We start from the raw sequence: 14,941 nt of genomic DNA, 5'->3' as shown, positions 1-14,941 counted from the left end.
AACGGAAAACACCCGATTGCCCGTTTTATTTGGTTCGCTTCAGCTCTCTTTGTCCTGAGTTCAATCCCGATAAAGATCGGCGCGGGACGGTGGCACAGGTGCGGGACCTTTTGCTCCCTTTGACACCAGGGTCTGGTAAATCCGTGCGGTCCCTCGTGTGAAAGCGAGAGACACACCCATCAGATAGGCGGCCCAGATGCGGTAGGCCTCTTCTCCCACCAGTGCGATTGCCTGTTCCTTGTTTTCTTCAAGACGCAGATACCAATAGCGGGTGGTCAGGGCATAATGCTCACGCCAACCTTCCACATCATGAACCTCAAAGCCGTGGGTCTCGAATTTCAGCAGGGTATTGCCGATATCGTCCAGTTCGCCGCCGGGGAAGATATATTTCAGCAGTGCTTTCTGTTCGGCCCGTTTGGAGAATTTCTTCTTCTTGCCCTGTTTGCCACGTCGGGTGATCGCGTGGTTGAGAAACAGGCCATCGTCAGCAAGCAGCCGTTTGACCGTGCTCATATAGAGCGGAATATTGTCGGAGCCGATATGTTCGTACATGCCCACAGAGGCTATTTTGTCGAACTGACCTTCCAGATGAGCGTAATCTTTCAGCTCAAGCGTAATCCGGTCAGAAAGACCCAGACTGTTGATCTTGGCCCGGGCGAGCGCCAATTGCTCTTCTGACAAGGTTACGCCGTGGGCTGTGACGCCATAGTGCTGGACAGCGTGACAGACAAGCGCTCCCCAGCCACAACCGATATCGAGAAAACGTTCACCTTCCTTGAGACGCAGCTTGCGGCAGATCATATCGAGCTTGTCGAACTGGGCCTGTTCCAGGCTGTTGCCCCAGTCCGTGAAATAGGCGCAGGAATAGAGCATCTCCCGGTCGAGGAAGAGTTTGTAGAAATCGTTCGACAGGTCGTAATGGAACTGGATGAAATCCTTGTTGTCGGCCTGTGCGCGATTTTCGCCGGTTATTTCCTTTCCAAAGCCACGGCTTTCTCCCGGCTTTGATGACTTGACCAGAAGGAACGGCAGCAGGGCTTTCAGGATTGTGCTGCGCCCGGCCTTTTTCAGAGCCCGCCCTGTTTTTTTGAGGGCAAGTTGATCGCCAAGATCAAACAGGTTGCCGCCGGTCAGATCCACATCGCCATGGATATAGTGCAGGATGAACCGATCCAGGGTCGGACGCTTGAGCAGGGATGCGATGGTCCCCGGGCTCTTGATCCGTATGGCGAGATCATTGCTGACATTTGTTCCGAGCGGCAGGCGGCTGCCGTCCCAAAGTTCAACGCTCGCATTGATGTCGAGATGGGGAGCAAGCGCTGCGGTTACAGTGCCAACGGCCTTCACATGCTTGTCTGTCATTTGGACGCCTGCCGGGTCAAAGTCTGAATATTGTTCCAGATGTCTCTTGCATCACTGAGCTGCAGGATCCAGTCGAGGGGAATTCCGTTCTCTCCGCCCAATCCCCAGCGGGCTCCCGCAATCGGGCCAATTATCATCGAACGACCACAGGAATCGCCACCAGCGTGGATATTGGCTTCAATTGCCTCCCGATAGGATTGTGTATTCCTCAGAATGGTGAGAGCGAGGGGAAAGCCCTGGATAAGGTTACAGGCCCGGCCATAATGTTCGGCTGCTTCTGAAACAGTCTGCCCGGATGACGCTGCATCGGCCAACCGGTTGCTCAGTTCGCTTTTCTCTGATGTCAGGAAGCTTTCTGAGAACGTGCTGTCTCCGGTCTCTATTGTATTGTGGAGCCAATTCCCCAGTATTTGCGCCGCCCCTGTTGCAAAATCATTGTTGTTGGTGATCCGCGTCATTGTTTCCAATGTGGTGGCGTCGGCTGCTCCGAGCGCAAGTGTGGTCGCAGCTGTTGTAATGACCGCAGGGAGCTGGTCGTCATCTGCACCTGAGAGGAGGGATGGGGTGTCGCCAGCAGCAGCTACGGCATCAAGGGTCGCGCGTGTCGGGCGATCAATATAGCCGTTATACGTTCCGCCGGGTCCAAAATGCCGGACATATTCCGCCTGAAAGGCCGAAGGGGCATTTTCCTGCTCTTGCCGGCCCCATACTTCAAGGGCCAGGCGGGCTGTCTCGCCATACTGGCTGAGAGTGCCGGTATGCCTCTGATGATGAACAAAAATGCCTTTTGCATCTTTATAGGCTTCATCTGTGACCGGTCTGAAAGCGAGGCTGCGATGGGCCTCTTGCAGCGCGTCCAGACGTTCAGGGTCGTAAAGCCAGTGGAGGCCAAGCGCTGCTGCATCTGCCACAAACAGGCCGAGCAGGGCAGCCTGTTGTCTGGTCCGTTTTTTGTCCTGTTTTTCAGGCTGTTGTTCTGTGTGAAGATCTGAGGGCGTGCTCACGGCCATTTCACCTCTGGCGGCATGGATGACAGGATTGACGCAACATTGCCTCCGGTCTTCAGGCCGAAGATCGTGCCGCGATCATAGAGCAGGTTGAACTCCACATATCGGCCACGGCGGATCAGCTGTTCTTCCCGGTCCTCATCTGTCCAGGTGCTCTCTGCATTGCGGCGAACCAGTTCGGGATAGATGTCCCGGAAGGCACGACCCACATCCTGAGTGAACGCAAAGTCAGCATTCCAGTCGCCGGAATTGTGGTGGTCATAGAAAATGCCGCCAGTGCCACGCGGCTCATCCCGGTGCGGCAAATAGAAATACCGGTCACACCAAGCCTTGTACTTGTCATAATCGGCGCAGTCATGGGCGTCGCAAGGGGCCTGCATGGCAGCATGGAACGCCTGTGTATCCGGATCGTCCTGCGTTCTCCGACGATCGAGAACCGGTGTCAGGTCAGCACCGCCGCCGAACCATTGTTTTGTGGTGACGACCATGCGTGTGTTCATATGCACGGCTGGCACGTTCGGGTTCCAGAGATGGGCAATCAGCGAGATGCCGGATGCCCAGAAACGCGGGTCTTCCGAGGCCCCGGGGATCTGGTCTCGGAACTCGGGTGAAAATTCACCATGAACGGTGGAAACGTGGACGCCGACTTTCTCAAACACACGACCTTTCATCAGCGACATGACACCGCCGCCGCCCTTGGCGCCGGAATGGTCTGTCCGGTCCCAGGGCGTGCGCTCGAACCTGCCGGGCTGATGAGCACCATCTGTATGGTCGAACTCATCTTCCAGAGCCTCGAATGCTGCGCAGATCGAATCCCGTAATTCCGCAAACCAGGCGGTTGCGGTCTGTTTCTTGGTTTCAAGGTCATCGGGTAGGGACATGGGGGACTCGTCTGTTCTTTCCGGGCACGTCAGATAGGCTTTGTTCGGACACTACTCTGTGCATTTGCAGGGCGCAAAGACAATCTGATAGTGTCATTTGTTCTGAGACTTCAAGTCTGGTTGAACGGGGGAGATACATGATCCGCATCCTGTTGGTAGTCTGGGTGTTCAGCCTTGGTCTGATGTCGCAGGCCATGGCTTTGCCGGGCGCATCTGATCCGGACTTTCGAAAGGCGGTGGCACTGTGGCTCGACGATGATGATCGGCACAGCCTCCCGGAGCTCGCCCGCCTCGCTGAGGACGGGAATGTTGCTGCCCGTCTGTTACTGAGCAGGATTGAGCGGACAGATCGTGGCCCGTCTCCCTATGTGCGCACCCTGTCTGACCAGCAGAGACTGGCTTTGTTCCGCCCCCGTTCAGATGGTGGCCGGTTTCATCCATCCTGGCTGATGGTTGAAATGCAGAAGAAGAATGCACTTGCGCGGATGCTGCAGATGGCCGGTCGCCCTCAGGTCGATGTTGAGCTCATCCGCGGCCTTCGTGACGCCGGTGAGTTGCAGGCAACAGATCATCCAACGCGTATTGCCGCGCTTTATGGGACGCATGGCCTACGCCAGTTGTTGCTTGATGAGAAGCTGGTTCTGCCGGAACTGGTGCCTTATGTGCTTTATAACCGGCTTGCTCCCGAGCCGCGCGGGGACGGGATTGCAGCGCTGCGCTGGATTGTTCAACCGCGCACGCCTGATCTGGTTTCACCGGATGATCCTGAAACCTTGAGTATGGCAGGATTGCTGGCTCTTGGCTTTGGTTATGGATCGCTTTCGCCGGATAATCGTTGGTACAAATATGTTGAGAACTGGGTTCTCAGGTCGGAGGCGGCACGTCCTGTTGCTGATTTCTGTCAGCGGAGTTGTGGTTCAGATAAGAAAGCCTGTGCGATGACCATGCTGGCTCTGACAGGCGGTTATTACGAGGTTATCCGCCTTGATTCACCCCTTGAAAGCGTGATCGGCCAGGAGCGCTTTCTCGCCAGTAAAAGAGCGCGCCAGTCGGCCTTTCGCAGGGCTGCCATGGCGCGGTCTGAGACTGATGACTGGCTGGCGACAATCCCCGAGATTGCTCGGCATAGTGTCTGCCTTGCCAATCAGGTTGATGCGCACCGGGCGTTGTTTGAGGCTGGAGATTTGAAACAGGACGAAAGCCAGTGACTTATGACGAGTATAACGCGTTCTGCGGCTCGCTTCCTGCCACCACACATGTTGTCCAGTGGGGTGGTTCCCATGTGTGGAAGGTCGGCGGCAAGGTCTTCGCGATTGGCGGCTGGGATGACGGAGACGAATCCCATATCACGTTCAAGACCTCTGAGATGTCCTATGACCTCCTGAAAGATCAGGATGGTTTGCGTCCGGCACCCTATCTGGCCTCTCGCGGGATGAAATGGATCCAGCACTATGCCAGGCCGGGACTGAACGATGATGATCTGAAAAGCTATCTGGTCGAGTCCCATCGTATTGTGTCGCTGGGGCTGACGAAAAAACTCCAAAAGGAACTTGACCTCAATCAAGGCTGACAGGTCGGTCAGACCAGGACCTTATTTGTAATCGGGTCTTGATCTGACCTTGTTGGAAGTTTGTTGATTCTGATTAGTTGCGGCCAGCCATCACGCCGCCATCGACATCCCATATTGCTCCGGTTACCCAACTGGCTTTATCAGAGAGAAGAAACTCGATTGCATGGGCGACATCCAGTGGTCGACCGATCCGGTTAACCGGATGAAATGCGTCGAAACCACCAGTCAGTGTTTCCTCAATCTCCGTTTCAGGGATAAATGCCCCATAGATCGGTGTTGCCACAACTGCAGGAGAGACTGCGTTGACGCGAATATTGTTGTCAGCAAGCTCCATCGCCAGATGTTGGGTAAGCGCATGCAAACCAGCTTTTGCCATGGAATAGGCAGAAGAGGGTGTTGCCTTGATGGCCTGTTTCGCCCACATCGAGCCAATATTGACGATAGAACCCCCACCATTGCTCGCCATCAATCTGGCAACTGCCTGCGTAAGGAAGAATAAGGCTTTGTTCAGCTGATGATAGCGGTCAAAATCTTCTGCTTCGTGATCGAGAAAAGGTTTGGGGTAAAAGTAACCAGCGGCATTTACCAGATATCGGACGGAAGGCCTCGCCGTTGACAGCGTGCGGATGAGATTCTGTACTGATGCTTCCTCATAGAGATCCGCTTGTATGGTCTCGATAGTACCCGAGCTGATACTTTTGAGGCGCTCATCTGCGGCCTTCAGCTTATCGTTGTTTCGCCCAATGATGATCAGGTCCAGATCCTGTGACGCGAGGCGTTCGGCTGTAGCGAGCCCCATACCTGACGATCCACCGATAATGATCGCTGTCTGTCTCGTGTTCATTGGTGGCAAACTCCATTTCTTGATTTATCTATCTAGTAGTAGGTAGATATATTGATATGGATTTCCCTTCTGTCAAGAGCTATCTATCAGAAGGTAGATTTGGGGGCGATCCTTTGAGTAAGACCAAACGTGATGACATAGTGCTGGCTGCGGAACAGATGATCCGTCAAGGGGGCTACAACGCATTCAGTTTCAGAGATATTGCCGAGGTGGTTGGTATCAAGAGTGCCAGCGTTCACTATCATTTCCCGTCAAAGGCTGAGTTGGGGGGGGAAGTGGCCCGACGGTATACGGAACGCCTGATGGGTGCCCTTGGCGAGCCGGAGGGGTTGGGACTTGAGGAGGCTCTTGATCTTTATTCTGATTTATTCAGAACAGCTCTTCTTGATGATGATATGCTTTGTCTTTGTGGCATGCTGGGTGCGGAAACACTGTCCTTGCCGGATATTGTCCGTGATGAAAGCAAGGCTTTTTTTCAGCGGAATATCAGTTGGCTTAAATCTGCCTTCGGGGCACATATGCCCGCATCTCGAGCAGAGCAGGAAGCACTGTTGGTCATTTCAACCCTTGAAGGGGCGATGATCCTATCGCGGGCTATGGATGATAAATGTATCTTTACTACGGTCGCTACAGAGCTGAAGTATCGTGTTCTGCTTGCTGATAAAACTTAGGACCTGTTCCTTATAGCTTGACTGGAAAACCACCTGTCTGGCGCAGGGCTTCGCCCAGAACCATGGAACAGGCCATGGCGATGTTCAGGGAACGAGCACCTTCAGCCATGGGAATGCGGATCCGCTCGTCTGCGCGTGCGTGGACTTCAGGCGGAGCGCCAGCCGATTCCCGTCCCAGAAGCAGAACGTCTGACGGGCGGAACGCGATGTCTGTGTAGCTGACCTCTGCAGTGCTGGTCAGGAGAATCAGTCGCGAGTCCCTGTCCTTGAGATATTCCAGAAAATGGTCCCATGAGAGATGACGCTGATAGTCGGCCCTTGCCAGGTAATCCATGGCTGCTCTGCGCAGATCCTTGTCTCTCAGGATGAAGCCTGCAGGTTCGATAATATGAACTGTAACGTTCAAACAGGCTGACAAACGTAGAATCGTTCCAGTATTCTGTGGAATATCAGGTTGATAGAGTGCAATCTGCATGACGGTTCGGCAAATGAGGGGGATGATTCGAACAGTGCCTGTATCACGGGGATCGGCAGATAAGTGCGCGCTTGTGCGACAATCTGCCCGTAATCCTTATGTGAGACTGGACAAGACGCATTCATAATGCATAAAGAACGTCACCGATACCGGGACACAAATAAAATGTGCCTTGGTGCGACCGTTTGGCGCTGATCTGATGAGGCTGCCGGAGGGTATCGCATTATAGGCGTTGAGGATCACCTGTGTAGGTTTCGAGAGGAACAGGCTTTGGCTAGCACGGAAATGGAAGAACCAACCCGCCGCGATTTTCTGTATATCGCGACTGGCGCAGTAGGGGCAGTAGGCGCAGCCGCACTTGCTTGGCCGTTTATTGACCAGATGAACCCGGATGCATCCGCCCTGGCGCTTGCATCTATTGAAGTGGACGTTTCGTCACTGGAAGCCGGTCAGTCCCTGACCGTGAAATGGCGTGGCAAGCCTGTCTTCATCCGTTATCGGACGGAAGCGGAAATTGCTGAAGCCAACAATGTTTCGTTGAGTGATCTGCCGGATCAGGATGCTCGGAACGCAAACGCACCTGGGAAAGATGCGTCTGATGTGAACCGCGCATCTCCGACCAATGAAGCACTGATCGTGATGGTTGGTATCTGTACCCACCTTGGCTGTGTGCCGCTGGGACAGGCTGGAGATTTCGGTGGCTGGTTCTGCCCATGTCACGGATCGCACTATGATACGTCTGGCCGTATCCGCAAAGGTCCGGCACCTCGGAACCTTGACGTTCCGACCTTCAGCTATATCAGCGAGACCACGATCAAGATCGGTTAATCCCGACGGACGTTCGAGGAGCACCCAATGAGCGGGCATTCTACTTATCAGCCGCAAAACGGCATTATGAAGTGGGTGGAGGATCGTCTTCCGATTGGCGGTCTTGTCCATTCTTCCTTCATCGCATTTCCGGTTCCCAAGAACCTGAACTACTGGTGGACATTCGGCGGCATTCTGGCATTCATGCTGGTCTGTCAGATCCTCACAGGCATTGTGCTTGTGATGCACTACACCCCGCATGTCGACCTGGCTTTCGCTTCTGTTGAGCACATCATGCGCGATGTGAACTATGGCTGGCTACTGCGTTACATCCACGCAAACGGCGCTTCCATGTTCTTTGTCGCCGTCTACATCCACATTTTCCGTGGTCTCTATTACGGTTCCTACAAGAGCCCGCGTGAGATTGTCTGGATGCTGGGTGTAATCATCTTCCTTCTGATGATGGCAACCGGTTTCATGGGCTATGTTCTGCCATGGGGACAGATGAGCTTCTGGGGTGCAACGGTTATTACCAACCTGTTCTCTGCCATTCCGCTGGTCGGCGATCCGATCGTGACATGGCTGTGGGGCGGCTTTGCAGTTGATAATCCGACCCTGAACCGGTTCTTCTCTCTGCATTACCTGCTGCCGTTCATGATTGCCGGTGTTGTTGGCCTTCATATATGGGCCTTCCACGTTGCCGGTAACAACAACCCGGCCGGTATCGAGCCGAAGACCAGCCAGGATACAGTTCCATTCAGCCCGTACTACACGGTGAAGGATCTGTTTGCGATCATCTGCTTCATGATCGTTTTCGCCTGGTTCGTGTTCTTCCTGCCGAACTTCATGGGTCACCCGGACAACTACATCCCGGCCAACGCGTTGGTGACACCGGCACATATCGTCCCGGAATGGTACTTCCTGCCGTTCTACGCGATCCTGCGTGCCGTTCCGGACAAGCTGGGCGGTGTTCTGCTGATGTTTGCGGCGATTGCGATCCTGCTGTTCCTGCCATGGCTGGACACATCCAAGGTCAAGTCGGCTGTCTTCCGTCCTCTGTACAAGCAGTTCTTCTGGATTTTTGCCATTGTCTGTGTCGGCCTCGGCTGGCTCGGTGGCAAACCGGCTGAAGGTGGCTATGTCATCGCAGCCCGGATCCTGACGATCTACTACTTCGCCCATTTCCTTGTCATTCTTCCTCTGCTCGGCCTCTTTGAGAATCCGAAACCGCTACCGTCTTCGATCTCGGAAGCTGTTCTGAAGAAGAAACAAGATACGGTTCCGGCTGAATAATGGCTGATTGGATTAAGGGAGACATACCCATGCTCATGAAGAGCTCGTTTCGCTCAATCGCAGCAGCCCTGACGATTGCGCTTTCAACCGGTGGAGCCATGGCCGCAGGCGTTGGCCCCCACCTTGAGAAACAGGATTGGACGTTTGGCGGTATCTTCGGTCATTTCGACCGTGGTCAGCTTCAGCGTGGCTTCCAGGTCTATAAAGAGATCTGCGCAGGCTGCCACTCCATGGATCTTGTAGCGTTCCGTAACCTCGTTGAAAAAGGCGGCCCGGAATTTGATGAAGCAGCAATCAAGTCGATTGCGGCAGAATTCGAAGTTCCTGGTGAGCCGGATGAAGACGGGGAGCCGACAGTACGTCCGGCTATCCTGGCTGACAGGTTCCCGGCTCCGTTCCCGAACGAACAGGCAGCCCGTGCATCGAACAATGGTGCCATGCCACCGGATCTGTCCCTGATCGCGAAGGCCCGTACCGGTGTTGCCGGTCCGGATGTCCATGTGGAGCCTCTGACCGATCTGACACGCTTTATCTGGCACACGATCACCAATTATCAGGAATCGGGTCCGGATTATCTTCACGCGCTTCTGACCGGTTACAATGAAGACAAGGAAGCTCCGGAAGGCCAGTATTATAACGAGGCATTCCCGGGTAACTTCCTGTCTATGGCACCGCCGCTGTCTGACGAGCTGGTTGAGTATACTGACGGCACACCGATGACGGTTGAGCAGTATTCTCGCGACGTAACAGCGTTTCTGATGTGGACGGCTGAGCCGCATCTTGAAGCCCGCAAGCGTATCGGCTTCCAGGTTCTGATCTTCCTGATTGTCTTCGCCGGCCTGCTTTACGCGTCCAAGCGCAAGCTGTGGTCCAATGTCGATCACTGATTGACAAGCGGATAAATTCTTGAAGGCCCGGCCCAGTGCCGGGCTTTCTTTTGTCTCAAAGCGCGTTCCTGAAAAGCTGATAGACTTTTCAGCCAGGAATTGGCTTTCAAACAACAAGGTCGAGTATTTTCAGCGGCACAGCGCTGGTTGGAAAGACTCTTTGACCGGTAGCTTTGTTCAGGGTTTTGAGCTAAGCAGTGCCGGGTTTTTCATGCTGGAGAGGGCGTATGACACGTTCGGTTCTTGGTATCATTGGTGGGTCAGGCCTGTATGATCTGCCTGGTCTGGACAATGCGGAATGGGTCACGGTCGAGAGCCCATGGGGTCAGCCGAGTGATGCAGTCCGCATCGGTGAGGTGGATGGCCTGAAAGTGGTGTTCCTGCCGCGTCATGGACGTGGGCACAGATTTGCGCCATCGGACATCAATTACCGGGCCAATATCGATATCCTGAAGCGGGTTGGCGTAACGGACCTTATCTCCGTTTCTGCCTGTGGATCGCTGAAGGAAGAACATGCACCAGGTACTTTTGTGCTGGTGGATCAGTTTATTGATCGCACCTTTGCCCGTCCGAAGAGCTTTTTCGGGGCCGGATGCGTGGCGCATGTATCTGTTGCTGATCCCGTGAGCCCATTGCTCGTGGATGTGATTGAAGGCGCTGCCAGGGCGGAAGAGATCGAGTATGCCCGTGGCGGAACCTATCTGGCCATGGAAGGTCCGCAATTTTCGTCCCTTGCCGAATCCAATCTCTACCGGGACTGGGGCTGCGTGGTGATTGGCATGACCAACATGCCGGAGGCCAAGCTGGCCCGTGAGGCAGAGCTTTGCTACGCCACGATCGCCATGGTGACGGATTATGATTCCTGGCATCCGGACCATGGTGCGGTTGATATCACCCAGATCATCGAAACGCTGAACAACAACAAGGACAAGGCCCAGCGGCTTGTGGCCCGTATTGCCCGGGATTTCCCGCGTGATCATCAGGCCTGCCCTGTTGGATCAGACACGGCCCTTGAATTTGCCATTATGACAGCTCCAGACGCTCGCGATCCGGAACTCGTGGCCAAACTGGATGCGGTGGCTGGCCGCGTTCTCAATCGCTAAGGTAAACCTGGAAAGCCACATTATGACAAACGCCAAGTCCCTGGACCTCAGAACCTTTATCCGCTCGATACCTGATTACCCGAAGCCGGGAGTCATTTTTCGGGATATCACAACGCTGATTGCCGATCCGGTTGGCTGGCGTGCCGCCGTTGATCAGCTTGTCTGGCCCTATCTGACCGCGGGTGTGGACAAGGTCGTCGGGATTGAAGCGCGGGGGTTCATCCTGGGTGGGGCGGTTGCTCATCAGCTTGGTAAGGGGTTTGTGCCTATCCGCAAGCAGGGCAAACTGCCCTACAAGACCATCGGGCAGGATTACAGCCTTGAGTATGGTATGGACCGGGTCGAAATGCATGAGGATGCTATTCAGCCGGGTGAACGCGTTCTGGTGGTCGATGACCTGATCGCGACGGGTGGCACGGCACAGGCCGGTATCGAGCTGATCCGCCGTTGTGGTGGAACTGTTGTTGCGGCCGCTTTCGTGATTGACCTGCCGGATCTTGGTGGCGCAGACCGTCTGCGTGCCATTGATGTGGACGTTCATACTCTGATTGACTTTGAAGGGGACTGATGGCGGACAGCGCAGCGAGCAAGGGGACAGGCGATGGCCTTGTGGCTGTCTATGACCAGCTCGGGCACCTGCTTCGGCTGATGCTCTGGCTCTTCCTGGCGCTTGCTGTTTCTGCGCTGATGTCACCTGCTTTCCTGAATGCCGTTTCCTCTGGTTATGCGGGGGATTCTGCCTATACCCTGTCACCCATAGGGCAGGCGGGATTGCTTCTTCTGTCCTGTCTGCTGATCATTTTCATTGCAGCTTTAAAAGCCTGGTTGGGTAGAAAGCTGTTTTCACGGCTCCGTTTGACAAACAGTGCTGTTCTGTCTGTGCTGGGCGATCTGGCGCTGACGGTCGTGTTGTGCTGGCTCGCCCTGTCTCTCGCGCCCCAAGTCTACTACACCTACTATCTGTTTCTTTTTGATGGTCTGCCAATCCAGATTGTGGCTCGGTTCCTCAGCGCGGCAGATTTTATGGCGCTTGTGCTGCTTGATGGCGCTCCCAGCTTGTCCAGTCACCTGCAGGGCCTGTTTGTTCGCGCGCTTTTGCTGATGACGCTAGCTGTTCACATCAGGGCGGCGTTGAATAAACACGCTGCCAATAAATGAGAAGACCAATTCGCCATTCTGGTTGGTGCCGGTATTCCGGTTGTCGATCACACCCCAGTCAGGTTTTGAGCGGCTTTCATGCTTGGCGATTATGGTGGAGCTGTAGGTGATCGTGTCTCCGGCATAAACAGGCTTGATCCATTTCAGGTCCCGAAGTCCGGGAGATGGTCCGAGAGCTGCCATCGGACGACCCTCTGCTACGGCTGTCTTCATTTCTCTTTTCATGTGAGCGACCATCAGTTTCATCCATACAGACGCTGTGTGCCAGCCGGATGCGCAAAGGCCCCCGAGCACACTTTCCCGAGCTGCATCAGGGTTCAGGTGAAAATCCTGTGGGTCGTATTTCCGTGCAAAGGCGGTGATTGCGTCCTCGGTAAAGTGATGCTCGCCAAGCATGATTTCATGGCCGATCTGTACGTCCTCGAAATAGCTCATTGCTCTGCCCCGCGCCTGAAGAGTATGGAGTTGGTCAGCTCCGCTACCGGCTTTTTATTCTGGTTCCTGATAACAAAGTGAAATGTCACAAGGCCGAGATGGGGGTTGCTTTCGAGGAGGCGACTTGAAAGGACCTCTGCTTCGGCGGACAGAGTGTCGTCAGGATAGACCGGGTATAACCAGCGCAATTGTTCGACACCGGGAGACCCCTGACAGTTTGAATTCTTCAGAAGTCCATCCGCCAGCATGCGCATGAACATGGAGCATGTGTGCCAGCCGGATGCGGCAAGGCCACCCAGCATGGATGCTTTGCCAGCCTCATCATCAAGGTGAAAAGGTTGCGCATCAAACTCCGAGGCAAACTCGATGATTTCCTCGCGTGTAACGTCATAGGTGCCAAGACTTATGGCGTCACCGACAGAGAAACTGTCAAAGGTCCGATACATGATGAGGCTGCTCCCAATGGTCTCTTTCATTTATGGGAAAGACCAGCAGCAGGTTCAAGTCGATATGGGTGATCTTTGTTGGGGGTACCGAAAGGGAAGAAAAGGCGGCTCAGAGGCCGCCTTGAAACTTGTCGATCAGGTGTTGAACTTGAAGAGCAGGATATCGCCATCCTTGACGATGTATTCCTTGCCTTCATCGCGTGCCTTGCCTGCTTCCTTAGCGGCACTTTCGCCCCCCAGTGTAGTGTAGTCTTCAAAGCCGATAGTCTGGGCGCGGATGAAGCCGCGCTCGAAATCCGTATGAATGACACCAGCGGCTTGCGGGGCCTTGGTGCCTTTGCGGATTGTCCAGGCGCGAGTTTCCTTTGGTCCGGCTGTGAAATAGGTGATCAGGTCCAGAAGGCCGTATCCGGCCCGGATCAGACGATCAAGGCCAGCTTCCTCAAGGCCGATTGTTTCAAGGAAGTCAGCCTGCTCCTCATCGGAGAGCTGGGAAATTTCTGCTTCGATGGCAGCAGAAATGACCACAGATGCAGCCCCATCCTGCTCAGCTTTTTCCTGTACGGCCTTTGAGAATGCGTTGCCCTCTGATGCGCTGTCCTCATCCACATTGCAGACATAGAGAACCGGCTTTGAGGTGAGAAGGTTCAGAGCCTTGAAATCCTTCTGCTGATCGTCGGAAATATCCAGCAGACGGGCCGGTTTGCCATCTTGAAGCAGTTCGATTGCCGCATCCATCAGAACCACCTGCGTCTTGGCTTCCTTGTCGCCAGTGGTTGCGCGTTTGCGCAGACCCGCCACACGACGCTCAAGACTTTCGAGATCAGCCAGCATCAGCTCGGTTTCAACGGTCTCCGCATCAGCCAACGGGTCGACCTTGCCATCCACGTGTGTGATATCGCCATCTTCAAAACAACGAAGCACATGGGCAATGGCATCCACTTCGCGGATATTGGCCAGAAACTGATTGCCCAGACCTTCGCCTTTGGACGCGCCGCGCACGAGGCCGGCAATATCAACAAAGGTCAGCCGGGTTGGGATGACATTGGCGGAACTGGCAATCGAGGCAATGTCTTTCAGTCTCGGATCCGGAACGCCAACATCCCCTGTGTTCGGCTCAATTGTGCAGAACGGATAATTGGCAGCCTGTGCTGCCGCAGTTTTGGTCAGAGCATTGAATAAGGTGGATTTGCCCACATTCGGCAATCCGACGATACCGCACTTGAAACCCATCGGTCCCGGTCCTGTTCTTGTGCCCGTTGGGGCGTTAATCCTTGTCGCCAAACAGTTTCTTCAGCATGTCAGCCATCGGTCCCTTTTCAGGAATCCTCGGCTTAGACTGGGAAGTCCGTGCCTGGTGTATGTGACTTTTCTGTTTTGACTTCTGAGCTGGCTTTGTCTCCGAGGCCACCGGTTTCGAGGTTCGCGTTGCCTCGGCCACCCGGGTCATGAAACCGGGGGCGTCGCCGCGGGCCAAATAATCGGCGTTGCGGCTGATTTCATCAAGCAAGGGGTCCAGCCACTCCTGGTCAGCCTTGGCAAAATCGCCCAGAACATATCCATGCACCCGTTCCCTGGAGCCGGGATGGCCAATGCCGATGCGCACGCGATGATAGTCCTTGCCGCAATGGGCATCGATGGACTTGATGCCATTATGGCCGCCACTGCCGCCGCCTGTCTTGACCCGGACCTTACCTGGGACAAGGTCAAGCTCGTCATAGAAAACGACGATATCCTGCGGGGAAAGCTTGTAGAACCGCATGAGCTCGCCAACGGCGCGGCCTGACTCATTCATATAGGTTTGGGGTTTGATCAGCAGGATCTTTTCACCTGCGAGCTGGCCTTCGGCGATTTCCGCCTGCATTTTCTGGCGCCAGGGGCCAAAGTTATGGCGACGGGCGATTTCGTCCGCCGCCATGAAGCCGATATTGTGCCGGTTGCCCGCATATTTGGCACCGGGATTACCAAGCCCTGCAAAGATCAGCATGGTGGCTCTCCGTTG

Annotated in this window: 18 protein-coding genes; 9 read left to right on the top strand and 9 right to left on the bottom strand. The window is 54.7% G+C overall.

The window, feature by feature from the left end; all coding sequences use genetic code 11:
- Positions 1–60: 60 nt before the first annotated feature.
- From RA157_RS03440 to hemF, 3 genes are read right to left on the bottom strand one after another with little or no spacing between them, the layout of a single operon-like run.
- Positions 61–1,362: a class I SAM-dependent methyltransferase gene (locus RA157_RS03440; RefSeq protein WP_350335079.1), complete on the bottom strand. Its 1,302-nt coding sequence runs from the start codon at positions 1,360–1,362 to the stop codon at positions 61–63.
- Positions 1,359–2,366, bottom strand: coding sequence for an ADP-ribosylglycohydrolase family protein (locus tag RA157_RS03435; protein WP_350335078.1), 1,008 nt, complete (start codon positions 2,364–2,366; stop codon positions 1,359–1,361). Before RA157_RS03435 ends, RA157_RS03440 begins: the two co-directional genes overlap by 4 nt.
- Complete coding sequence (gene hemF, locus RA157_RS03430; protein WP_350335077.1) at positions 2,363–3,250, bottom strand: oxygen-dependent coproporphyrinogen oxidase; 888 nt, start codon at positions 3,248–3,250, stop codon at positions 2,363–2,365. Before hemF ends, RA157_RS03435 begins: the two co-directional genes overlap by 4 nt.
- 137 nt (positions 3,251–3,387) lie before the next feature.
- Here hemF and RA157_RS03425 point away from each other — a divergent pair, with 137 nt between their 5' ends.
- Entirely contained in the window at positions 3,388–4,458 is a 1,071-nt protein-coding gene (locus RA157_RS03425; RefSeq protein ID WP_350335076.1) for a hypothetical protein, read from the top strand.
- Entirely contained in the window at positions 4,455–4,820 is a 366-nt protein-coding gene (locus RA157_RS03420; protein ID WP_350335075.1) for an MmcQ/YjbR family DNA-binding protein, read from the top strand. Before RA157_RS03425 ends, RA157_RS03420 begins: the two co-directional genes overlap by 4 nt.
- Positions 4,821–4,893: 73 nt before the next feature.
- Here RA157_RS03420 and RA157_RS03415 read toward each other — a convergent pair whose 3' ends face one another.
- Positions 4,894–5,664 carry an SDR family NAD(P)-dependent oxidoreductase gene (locus RA157_RS03415; protein WP_350335074.1) on the bottom strand — a complete coding sequence of 257 codons (771 nt, stop codon included), beginning with the start codon at positions 5,662–5,664 and terminating at the stop codon, positions 4,894–4,896.
- Between the two features lie 113 nt (positions 5,665–5,777).
- On the opposite strand from RA157_RS03415, the gene RA157_RS03410 reads away from it, so the two are divergent.
- Positions 5,778–6,335, top strand: a complete 558-nt coding sequence (locus RA157_RS03410; RefSeq protein WP_350335073.1) for a TetR/AcrR family transcriptional regulator — start codon at positions 5,778–5,780, stop codon at positions 6,333–6,335.
- A 10-nt stretch (positions 6,336–6,345) separates the two neighbouring features.
- Here RA157_RS03410 and RA157_RS03405 read toward each other — a convergent pair whose 3' ends face one another.
- Positions 6,346–6,810: a tRNA (cytidine(34)-2'-O)-methyltransferase gene (locus RA157_RS03405; protein ID WP_350335072.1), complete on the bottom strand. Its 465-nt coding sequence runs from the start codon at positions 6,808–6,810 to the stop codon at positions 6,346–6,348.
- 285 nt (positions 6,811–7,095) lie between these two features.
- On the opposite strand from RA157_RS03405, the gene petA reads away from it, so the two are divergent.
- The 6 genes from petA to RA157_RS03375 all read left to right on the top strand — a co-directional run bounded on the left by petA (position 7,096) and on the right by RA157_RS03375 (position 12,058).
- Entirely contained in the window at positions 7,096–7,638 is a 543-nt protein-coding gene (gene petA / locus RA157_RS03400; protein ID WP_350336148.1) for a ubiquinol-cytochrome c reductase iron-sulfur subunit, read from the top strand.
- A gap of 27 nt (positions 7,639–7,665) precedes the next feature.
- Positions 7,666–8,910: a cytochrome b gene (locus tag RA157_RS03395; RefSeq protein ID WP_350335071.1), complete on the top strand. Its 1,245-nt coding sequence runs from the start codon at positions 7,666–7,668 to the stop codon at positions 8,908–8,910.
- Between the two features lie 35 nt (positions 8,911–8,945).
- Complete coding sequence (locus RA157_RS03390) at positions 8,946–9,797, top strand: cytochrome c1 (protein ID WP_434058485.1); 852 nt, start codon at positions 8,946–8,948, stop codon at positions 9,795–9,797.
- Between the two features lie 227 nt (positions 9,798–10,024).
- Entirely contained in the window at positions 10,025–10,900 is an 876-nt protein-coding gene (locus RA157_RS03385; RefSeq protein ID WP_350335069.1) for an S-methyl-5'-thioadenosine phosphorylase, read from the top strand.
- 22 nt (positions 10,901–10,922) lie between these two features.
- Complete coding sequence (locus RA157_RS03380) at positions 10,923–11,468, top strand: adenine phosphoribosyltransferase (RefSeq protein WP_350335068.1); 546 nt, start codon at positions 10,923–10,925, stop codon at positions 11,466–11,468.
- Complete coding sequence (locus RA157_RS03375; protein WP_350335067.1) at positions 11,468–12,058, top strand: hypothetical protein; 591 nt, start codon at positions 11,468–11,470, stop codon at positions 12,056–12,058. Before RA157_RS03380 ends, RA157_RS03375 begins: the two co-directional genes overlap by 1 nt.
- Here RA157_RS03375 and RA157_RS03370 read toward each other — a convergent pair.
- The 4 genes from RA157_RS03370 to pth form a co-directional block, all read right to left on the bottom strand.
- Positions 12,008–12,493 carry a MaoC family dehydratase gene (locus RA157_RS03370; protein WP_350335066.1) on the bottom strand — a complete coding sequence of 162 codons (486 nt, stop codon included), beginning with the start codon at positions 12,491–12,493 and terminating at the stop codon, positions 12,008–12,010. The two genes, RA157_RS03375 and RA157_RS03370, sit on opposite strands and share 51 nt — an antisense overlap.
- Entirely contained in the window at positions 12,490–12,939 is a 450-nt protein-coding gene (locus RA157_RS03365) for a MaoC family dehydratase (protein WP_350335065.1), read from the bottom strand. The genes RA157_RS03370 and RA157_RS03365 overlap by 4 nt, the downstream gene beginning before the upstream one ends.
- A gap of 135 nt (positions 12,940–13,074) precedes the next feature.
- Complete coding sequence (gene ychF, locus RA157_RS03360; protein ID WP_350335064.1) at positions 13,075–14,172, bottom strand: redox-regulated ATPase YchF; 1,098 nt, start codon at positions 14,170–14,172, stop codon at positions 13,075–13,077.
- Between the two features lie 34 nt (positions 14,173–14,206).
- The gene (pth, locus tag RA157_RS03355) at positions 14,207–14,926 is read right to left on the bottom strand and encodes an aminoacyl-tRNA hydrolase (RefSeq protein WP_350335063.1); all 720 of its coding nucleotides are present in this window, start codon (positions 14,924–14,926) and stop codon (positions 14,207–14,209) included.
- Positions 14,927–14,941: the final 15 nt, after the last annotated feature.

It is taken from the genome of Coralliovum pocilloporae (genome assembly GCF_030845175.1).
GTDB classification, from domain to species: domain Bacteria; phylum Pseudomonadota; class Alphaproteobacteria; order Rhizobiales; family Cohaesibacteraceae; genus Coralliovum; species Coralliovum pocilloporae.
The sequence above is the reverse complement of the archived record's forward strand: the minus strand, read 5'-3'. Positions and strand labels throughout refer to the sequence as shown.

Coding starts and splice junctions, on each gene's coding strand:
- RA157_RS03440 (WP_350335079.1), bottom strand. CDS start 1,362: ATGACAGACAAGCATGTGAAGGCCGTTGGCACTGTAACCGCAGCGCTT.
- pth (WP_350335063.1), bottom strand. CDS start 14,926: ATGCTGATCTTTGCAGGGCTTGGTAATCCCGGTGCCAAATATGCGGGC.
- RA157_RS03370 (WP_350335066.1), bottom strand. CDS start 12,493: ATGAGCTATTTCGAGGACGTACAGATCGGCCATGAAATCATGCTTGGC.
- petA (WP_350336148.1), top strand. CDS start 7,096: ATGGAAGAACCAACCCGCCGCGATTTTCTGTATATCGCGACTGGCGCA.
- RA157_RS03405 (WP_350335072.1), bottom strand. CDS start 6,810: ATGCAGATTGCACTCTATCAACCTGATATTCCACAGAATACTGGAACG.
- RA157_RS03390 (WP_434058485.1), top strand. CDS start 8,946: ATGAAGAGCTCGTTTCGCTCAATCGCAGCAGCCCTGACGATTGCGCTT.
- RA157_RS03385 (WP_350335069.1), top strand. CDS start 10,025: ATGACACGTTCGGTTCTTGGTATCATTGGTGGGTCAGGCCTGTATGAT.
- RA157_RS03365 (WP_350335065.1), bottom strand. CDS start 12,939: ATGTATCGGACCTTTGACAGTTTCTCTGTCGGTGACGCCATAAGTCTT.
- RA157_RS03425 (WP_350335076.1), top strand. CDS start 3,388: ATGATCCGCATCCTGTTGGTAGTCTGGGTGTTCAGCCTTGGTCTGATG.
- RA157_RS03395 (WP_350335071.1), top strand. CDS start 7,666: ATGAGCGGGCATTCTACTTATCAGCCGCAAAACGGCATTATGAAGTGG.
- hemF (WP_350335077.1), bottom strand. CDS start 3,250: ATGTCCCTACCCGATGACCTTGAAACCAAGAAACAGACCGCAACCGCC.
- ychF (WP_350335064.1), bottom strand. CDS start 14,172: ATGGGTTTCAAGTGCGGTATCGTCGGATTGCCGAATGTGGGCAAATCC.
- RA157_RS03380 (WP_350335068.1), top strand. CDS start 10,923: ATGACAAACGCCAAGTCCCTGGACCTCAGAACCTTTATCCGCTCGATA.
- RA157_RS03415 (WP_350335074.1), bottom strand. CDS start 5,664: ATGAACACGAGACAGACAGCGATCATTATCGGTGGATCGTCAGGTATG.
- RA157_RS03375 (WP_350335067.1), top strand. CDS start 11,468: ATGGCGGACAGCGCAGCGAGCAAGGGGACAGGCGATGGCCTTGTGGCT.